The organism is Streptomyces cellostaticus (assembly GCF_023630175.1).
Taxonomy (GTDB): Bacteria; Actinomycetota; Actinomycetes; order Streptomycetales; family Streptomycetaceae; genus Streptomyces; species Streptomyces cellostaticus_A.
The window spans coordinates 1-1,328 of record NZ_JALLIN010000129.1; the positions used below are offsets into that span (position 1 = coordinate 1).

Genomic DNA, 1,328 nt, shown 5'->3' on the forward strand with positions numbered 1-1,328 from the left:
GGAGGTTGCGCAGGTGCCGCAGTGCGGGGTGCTGCCGGCGGATGGTGTTGAGCCGGGTGATGAGCGGGGCGATGGTGCGGCCCTCGCGTGCGGCGGTTTCCCAGTCGCGGGGTTTGAGCTGGTACTTCTCGGAGTCGAGGTATTCCTCGCCGCCATGCCTGAGCGGGGTGTTCTCGCAGAGTTCGTAGCCGCTGTAGATGCCCCAGGCGGGGGAGAGGGTGGCGGCGAGGACGGCGCGGACCTCGAAGGCGGGGCGGCCGCCGTGCTGGAGGTAGCCGTGCAGGATGTCGGGGGTGTTGGCGAAGAGGTTGGGCCGCATCCAGGCCGCCGCCTCACCCGTGAGTTCGCCGAGGTACTGCGTCAGCTCCTGCTTGGTGTTGCGCCAGGTGAAGTAGGTGTACGACTGCTGGAAGCCGATCTGGGCGAGGGTGTGCATCATCGCGGGCCGGGTGAAGGCCTCGGCCAGGAAGACGACGTCGGGGTCGGCGCGGTTGATCTCGCCGATGACCCGTTCCCAGAACACCACCGGCTTGGTGTGCGGGTTGTCCACGCGGAAGATCCGCACCCCGTGGTCCATCCAGTGCCGCAGGATCCGCAGGGTCTCGGCGACCAGGCCGTCCATGTCCGCGTCGAAGGCGACGGGGTAGATGTCCTGGTACTTCTTCGGCGGGTTCTCCGCGTGGGCGATGGTCCCGTCGGGGCGGTGGTGGAACCACTGCGGGTGCTTGTGCACCCAGGGGTGGTCCGGGGAGCACTGCAGGGCGAAGTCCAGGGCGATCTCCAGGCCCAGTTCCCGGGCGCGGGCCACGAAGTGGTCGAAGTCCTCCAGGGTGCCCAGGTCGGGGTGGACCGCGTCGTGGCCGCCCTCGGGGGAGCCGATCGCCCACGGCACCCCGACGTCCTCGGGGCCGGCGGTGAGGGTGTTGTTGCGGCCCTTGCGGAACGTCGTGCCGATCGGGTGGACCGGTGGCAGGTAGACGACGTCGAAGCCCATGTCCGCGATCGCCGGCAGGCGCCGCTCGGCGCTGCGGAACGTGCCGTGCGGCCGCCGCGCGGTGCCCTCGGAACGGGGGAAGAACTCGTACCACGAGCCGTACAGCGCCCGCTCCCGTTCCACCAGCAGCGGCATCGCGTCCGACGTGGTCACCAACTCCCGCAGGGGATACCGGGACAGCACCCCTGCCACCTCCGCGGACAACGCGGGCTCCAGGCGGTGGTGGACCGATCGCGTGTCGTCGCCCAGGGCGTGCGCGGCCCGCAGGACCAGGTCCCGCTCCGGCCCCTTGGGCACCCCGGCCGCGGCACGCTCGTGCAACTCGGCGCCCTCC

At 70.9% G+C, this 1,328-nt stretch carries 1 protein-coding gene; it reads right to left on the minus strand.

Going from position 1 to position 1,328, the window contains the following annotated elements:
- The coding region (locus tag MXD57_RS31290; protein ID WP_250405589.1) for an alpha-1,4-glucan--maltose-1-phosphate maltosyltransferase at positions 1–1,328 on the minus strand (1,328 nt) is incomplete at both ends.